This window comes from Streptomyces sp. NPDC002787 (assembly GCF_053592095.1).
In genome coordinates this window covers 26,884-32,883 of the sequence record NZ_JBSFVC010000059.1, presented here as the reverse complement: position 1 = coordinate 32,883, position 6,000 = coordinate 26,884, and the positions used below count along the sequence as shown (strand labels likewise).

Here is a 6,000-nt window from a genome sequence, read left to right as displayed (position 1 = left end):
TCCGCTGGGAACGACGCGACGACATCCATGAAGCCTTCCTCGGCATCGCCACCTGTCTCATCACCCACCGACACGTCCAACGCCTTTGTTAGGACATCTTAGGGGGTTCTTCGAGCTGGTGACGTAACTTCAGGATTCTTGAGGTGTTCTCACTTCGTCCGATCGATCTGTGATCGGGGTGAAGGCGAGGAGGCTCGGGTTGGCTCTGGCAGCCGTACGCGACCTGCGCGAGATCCGTGATCCGGTCTCGGCGGAGGAGCTGGAGCAGTTCGAGACCGACGTGCTCGCCGGGTTCGTTCTCGCGCGGGCTTCGGCGGGGCTTGCGGACGGCACCATCCGCTGGGATGTCGGGCACCTGGACCAGATGCGGGCCTGGTTCGGCCGACCGCTGTGGGATATGGAGCCGGCTGACGCCGACGGGTATTTCGGGAAGGTGCTGAGGGGTTCACCGAGCGGCACCCGGCTGGCCCGCGCGCAGGCGCTGACCACGTACTTCCTGTTCCTGGAGCTGCGGCACAAGGTCGAGATCCATCGGATGACCGGGCGGGTCGTCGAGTGCCCGATCGATGAGATGAACCGGCCGCGGGGATCCAAGGACGCGGCTTTGCGGATCCCGCCGACCGAGCCGGAGATCAAGACGTTGTTCACCGGCTGGGGCGGCGAGCTGGCCACTTGCCGCAAGTTCGCCCCGACCGCGCGGAACTACACCGCATCGAAACTGATGTCGCAGGTCGGACTCAGGGTGAGCGAGGCATGCAAGCTCGACCTGGCCGACATCAAGTGGGAGCTGGGCCGCTTCGGCAAGCTCCATGTGCGTCATGGCAAGGGCGCCCGCGGCTCGGGCCCGCGCGAGCGGATGGTGCCGCTGATCAACGGCGCCGACCGCACGCTGCGGTGGTTCATCGAGGACGTCTGGGGCCAGTTCGACGACGATCACACCCGTCCCGGTGCCCCGCTGTTCCCCTCCGAGCGCAAGAACTCAGACGGCTCCTCGCGCCGCGTGGGCGACGACGCGTTGCGCAACGGCCTGGCTGCCGCGGCGAAGGCCCATCTGCCGGGCTGGTCCGACACGCTGACGCCGCACGTCCTGCGGCACTTCTGCGCATCCGAGCTCTACCTCGGAGGACTTGATCTGCTCGGGATCCAGGCGGTCCTCGGTCACTCCTGAATCGCCACGACGATGCGGTACATCCACGTTCAGCAGACCCGGGTCGAGGACGCCTGGGTGTCCGGGCAGCAGCGGGCCGCGAAGCGGCTGGAAGGACTGATGGGATGAAGTGGAACCTGCGGCTGACCGCCGCGAACAAAGGGATCTGGAAGGCGTCCGAGCTCCAACGGAGCTTGGCCGAACACGGCTTGGTGATCTCGGCCGGGAAGATGTCCGGCCTGTGGTCCGGCCAGCCGGTCTCCCTCAAGCTGGAGGACCTGGACGTGATCTGCGTCGTGCTCGGCCGCGAGATCAACGATCTGCTGATTCCCGAGCCCGGGAAGGTCAGGCGCCCAGGTCAGCAGGCTGGAGTCCAGGAGGCCACGACCGGCTCGGTGGCGGCCCCGGCCGTGGCGCCCAAGCGCCGCGACGGCCGTTCGTTGCCGCCGATGTGACCTGGTCACCACCATGGGGAAGATCAGCGAGAACAAGCCGGCAGCCTCCTGCGTGGGCTGTTTCGCCTGGGGGCAGTTGCCCGGCGGTTCTGCCGCGGCTGCTACACCTACGGCCAGCAACACGCCGTCGGCGAATGCGGCGGCTGCCGACGGCAGGTCGCGGTCGACGACAAGTACGGCTACTGCCGTCTCTGCTGGGCTCAGGCGACCTGGGCGATCAAGGCCAGCGGCAAGGCCTCGGTGATCGAGCCGTACCTACGGCGAGTGACCTGCCAACAACTGTTCTTCGCGAACCTCCAGCGGCCCAAGAACGGCGGGCCGCGGATCGGCAAGGCAGGGCGGCGCGTGCTGAAGCCGCCGCCGCTTCCCGAACCGCCTCGCGTGATCACGGCATCAACGCAACTGACACTGTTCACCGTCACTCGGGACTTTCGCCGGTTCGACCGGGAACTCCACGCCGACCTGGCCAAACCATGGCTGGTCCGGGCCCAGCAGGCCGCTCCGGTGCTGGGAGAGGGACGCGGCTGGAGCCGCTGGATCACCAGCGACGTGAACCGAGCCCTAGTCATCGTGCTGTCCGGCTTCCGCGAAGGTGAGTCGATCCGGTACTCCGAGCTCTTCCCGGCCCTACGAGTTCGTGGGCTTCCCGTCGCGCGGACCGCCGAAGTCCTCGACCGTCTCGGCCTGTTCGCCGACGACCGGGCCCCCGCCGTCGACCGGTGGCTGGAGCGGAAACTGGACGGGATGCCCCCGGGCATCCATCGCGCCGTCGAAGCCTGGATCCGCACTCTCCTCGACGGTGGCCCGCGGTCCGAGCCCCGCTCCCGGCATACGACATGGGCCTACTTGGGTGAGATCCATCCGGTGCTGCTGGAGTGGTCCAGCCGCTACGACCACCTGCGGGAGGTCACCCGAGAGGACATCATCGCGGCCCGGGACGTTGTCACCGGCAAACAGCGCGAAAGCCGGATCGTCGCACTGCGATCACTGTTCCGGCACGCGAAGAAGAACGGTCAGATCTTCCGCAACCCCACGATCCGCATCCGTGTCCCCCGGCAGACCGGCGGCATCCTCCAGGCTCTTGTCCAGGCGGACCTCGACGAGGCCATCGCCACCGCCACCACCCCAGACATCCGGCTCATCGTCGCCCTGGCCGCCGTCCACGCGGCACGGCCGAAGATGATCCGCACCATGCAGCTGCACGACGTCGACCTGGGCAACCGGCGCATCACCGTCGGCGGCCACGTCCGCCCGCTCGACGACCTCACCCACCGCGCGGTCCTGGACTGGCTCGACCACAGTCGCAGCCGCTGGCCGAACACGGCCAACCCCCACCTGCTTATCACCCAGAAGACCGCCGTCGAACTCGGCCCGGCCAGCAAGCTTTGGACCACCCGGGCCACCCGCAACCTCACCGCCACCCTCGAACGGCTCCGCGTCGACCGCCAGCTCGAAGAGGCCCTCACCCACGGCGCCGACCCACTTCACCTCGCGCTCGTCTTCGGCATCGACGAGAAGACCGCCATCCGCTACGCGGACTCGGCGCGGGCCCTGCTGGAACAGGCAGCCGAGCACTCGACAGTTGCCCTCGGCAAAAGAACTTGGCCCGGAGCACGGAGCCTTGAAGAATGACGGCCATGCGGATTCGACAGGCAGGGCCTGATGACGCCTCGGCGGTCACTGGTGTCTACGTGCGCTCCTGGCAGGTGGCCTTTGCCGGTCTTGTTCCGCAGCACTACCTCGACGCCATGGACCCAAGCCACGAAGAATCCGGCTGGAAGTCACGTATCGCAGAGACACGGTGGCCATCGTCGGGAGTGCTGGTAGCCGAAACCGAGGCGGGGATCGTCGGGTTCGCAAGTTTCAGCCCGTCTGAGGAGAGCTCTGCCGTCGCGGAAATCGGCACGCTCTACGCGATGCCCGAGGTCTGGGGCGCTGGGATCGGAAAGCAGTTGATGGTGGCAGTGTTGACGACTCTCGGACAGGCGGACTACTCACAGGCCGTCTTGTGGGTACTCGAAGGCAACGAACGAGCCCGGCGCTTCTACGAGGCCGCCGGTTGGCGCCCCGACGGCGCTGCCGTGGTGGACACCACCGGCGGGGCCGCTCTCAACAAGTTGCGTTACGGCCACCCTCTTCGTTAACCCGCTTGCCCTCTCGGCCGCCCAGAGAGCCAGGAAACGGCGTGGTCGTGAGTTGGAGTCAAACTCGCGGAACCAGCACCGTGAAGCACGGCGACGGACCCTTGGGTTCCCACCAAGAACCCTTCAGTTTGCGTGAACCCGCGGGACTCACGGCCCCGGACTCCCAGCTCTGTCCCCAAGGGAAAAGTAACTGGCGGGTAGCCTTCGGATAGTCAGATGACCCGTTCGGCAGCATCCGCCTGTACCGGCCGGACGACACCCCGCCCGGCTGGCCGGCGCTCGGCGGCTCGCTGACGACCCGGCCATCAAGTGGGACCTGATCGCTCAGCAGTACGACCAGATGGTCAAGTACGCCACCGCCCTGCGCCTGGCACCGCGGAGGCGGAACAGGTCCTGCGCCGCTTCACCCGCGGCGGCCCCAAACACCCCACCTACGCCGCGCTCGAAGAACTCGGCCGCGCGGTACGCACCATCTTCGCGTGCGACTACCTCGCCAGCCCGGACCTGCGCCGCGAGATTCACGGCGGCCTCCAGGTCGTGGAGAACTGGAACTCGGCGAACACCGTGCTGCACTACGGCAAGGACGGCGCCCTGACCGGCCCGGACAAGGAGCACGCCGAGACCTCCATGCTTGCGCTCCACCTGCTCCAGTCCAGCCTGGTCCACATCAATACCCTGCTGCTTCAGCGCGTTCTTGCCGAACCCGCGTGGGCGAAGAAGCTCTCGGACGAGGACCGGCGCGGGCTGACCCCGCTCTTCTGGTCGAACATCAACCCGTACGGCACGTTCCGACTGGAGATGGACAAGCGGCTCGACTTCGTCCTGCCCACAGTGCCCCACCCCCGGACCCCGGCCAGCGCCGCCGGCCACCCAGCAAATGGAGTTCCGCCATGCCCGTTGAACACCGCGGACGCTGGCTCAGCGCCGCCGACACCGCCGGCTTCGCGCAGGACGGCTCTCTGGCCGCAGCGCTTGCCCTCGCGTGCGCCCTGCACGCCCTCAACGAGGTCTCCAAGCGCGTCGAGCCAGGCCCCGCCGCCGCGGTGCTGACCATCTCCGGCCCGGACGGGGCCGGGCTCGGCCAGTTCGCCGCCGACGCCCAGGACGCGGAGATCCTGACCAAGCGCGTACACGAGTTGTCCGCCGACCGCTACGGTCAGGTCTTGGCCGAGGACCTTCAGCGCCTGATGGGCAGGTATCAGCAGTGACCGCAGCAACCCCCGTCCGCAGCAATCCCCGTCCGCGACGTCCTGGTCCCCAAGGCGCTCGCCCGGGCGCGCGTCCTGGCCTCGCCGGAGTGGTGGCGGCTTTCGGCGAGGACCGCGAGGCCCACCGCTCCGGCGTCGAACCCGCCTTCTGGACCAACCGCCAGGTCCGCCACAGCGGTCTGTGCCCCTCGTGCTGGTTCCGGGAGAGTGACCCCGACATCCGCTTCTGTGACGGCGGCGGATGCCGCAACTTCACCCGCCTCCTGGACACGCTCAGAACGAGCGCATGAGGCGGTGCCGGGAGGCTCCGCCGCCTTACAGGTTCTCGGCCTCGTCGCCGAGGTCGCGCAACCTCTGTGATTCGCGGACGGCGCGCACGACCAGCGCGGCGAGTGCTGGCATCGCCCACGTCTCCGGATCGATTGCCCGTCTACTGTAGCCACCGAGGCAACCACCGGTCTGCTGCGTCGGCCCGAGGCCGGTGGACGCCAGCCTCGGCACTCGCGGTGGTCCCACGGTGTCGATCACACGCGAGGCCGGTTCAACAGCCGGGAGAGCACGATGGCGCTCTCGGTCCGTTCCACAGGAGCAGTGGCGCGCACGCGTTGGATGGCCTGTTCCAGGTGGGGGATGTCTCTGGCGAGCATGTGGACGACTGCGTCGGCGGCCCCCGAGACGGTGCAGGCTTCGACGACCTCGGGGATGGCTTCCAGGGCTTGGCGCAGTTCGGCGGGGGTGGGATTGCCGGCGCAGTAGACCTCGACGAAAGCCTCGGTATGCCAGGCCAACGCCTGAGGATCGACGAGAGCGGTGAAACCGCGGATCGCTCCGGTAGCCACGAGGCGGTCGAGACGCCGCTTGGCGGCAGGCGCGGACAGCCCGGCCGCCTTGCCGATCTGGGCGTATGTGGCCCGTGCGTCGTGCAGCACGTACCGGATGATCGCTTGATCGATGGCGTCCATGACCTCACTCCAGACATCAGAACCTGCGGCCCAGCGCAAGAAATGGCCACGGGCCCGCTGACATTGCAAGAAAGAGACAGTAGG

At 67.9% G+C, this 6,000-nt stretch carries 7 protein-coding genes and 1 pseudogene; 7 read left to right on the top strand and 1 reads right to left on the bottom strand.

All coding sequences use genetic code 11. The features are described 5' to 3' along the window. Positions 1-199 precede the first annotated feature (199 nt). From ACWD26_RS42300 to ACWD26_RS42270, 7 genes and pseudogenes are all read left to right on the top strand, one after another. Positions 200-1,168 (top strand): tyrosine-type recombinase/integrase, encoded by a 969-nt coding sequence (locus ACWD26_RS42300; RefSeq protein ID WP_451278799.1) that lies wholly within the window; start codon positions 200-202, stop codon positions 1,166-1,168. Positions 1,169-1,272: 104 nt separating this feature from the next. Next, the gene (locus tag ACWD26_RS42295) at positions 1,273-1,602 is read left to right on the top strand and encodes a helix-turn-helix domain-containing protein (protein ID WP_451278797.1); all 330 of its coding nucleotides are present in this window, start codon (positions 1,273-1,275) and stop codon (positions 1,600-1,602) included. Positions 1,603-1,866: 264 nt separating this feature from the next. Next, positions 1,867-3,234: a hypothetical protein gene (locus ACWD26_RS42290; RefSeq protein ID WP_451278795.1), complete on the top strand. Its 1,368-nt coding sequence runs from the start codon at positions 1,867-1,869 to the stop codon at positions 3,232-3,234. Positions 3,235-3,239: 5 nt separating this feature from the next. Continuing rightward, complete coding sequence (locus ACWD26_RS42285; RefSeq protein ID WP_451278794.1) at positions 3,240-3,746, top strand: N-acetyltransferase family protein; 507 nt, start codon at positions 3,240-3,242, stop codon at positions 3,744-3,746. Positions 3,747-4,047: 301 nt separating this feature from the next. After that, positions 4,048-4,559 (top strand): annotated as a pseudogene (locus tag ACWD26_RS42280) (Tn3 family transposase); the annotation flags it as partial. A gap of 77 nt (positions 4,560-4,636) precedes the next feature. Beyond that, a complete protein-coding gene (locus ACWD26_RS42275; protein ID WP_451278801.1) occupies positions 4,637-4,954 on the top strand; it encodes a hypothetical protein in 318 nt (105 codons plus the stop codon). An 89-nt stretch (positions 4,955-5,043) separates the two neighbouring features. Beyond that, the gene (locus ACWD26_RS42270; protein ID WP_451278792.1) at positions 5,044-5,244 is read left to right on the top strand and encodes a hypothetical protein; all 201 of its coding nucleotides are present in this window, start codon (positions 5,044-5,046) and stop codon (positions 5,242-5,244) included. A 234-nt stretch (positions 5,245-5,478) separates the two neighbouring features. Here ACWD26_RS42270 and ACWD26_RS42265 read toward each other — a convergent pair whose 3' ends face one another. Further along, positions 5,479-5,916: an Lrp/AsnC family transcriptional regulator gene (locus ACWD26_RS42265; protein WP_451278790.1), complete on the bottom strand. Its 438-nt coding sequence runs from the start codon at positions 5,914-5,916 to the stop codon at positions 5,479-5,481. Positions 5,917-6,000 lie beyond the last annotated feature (84 nt).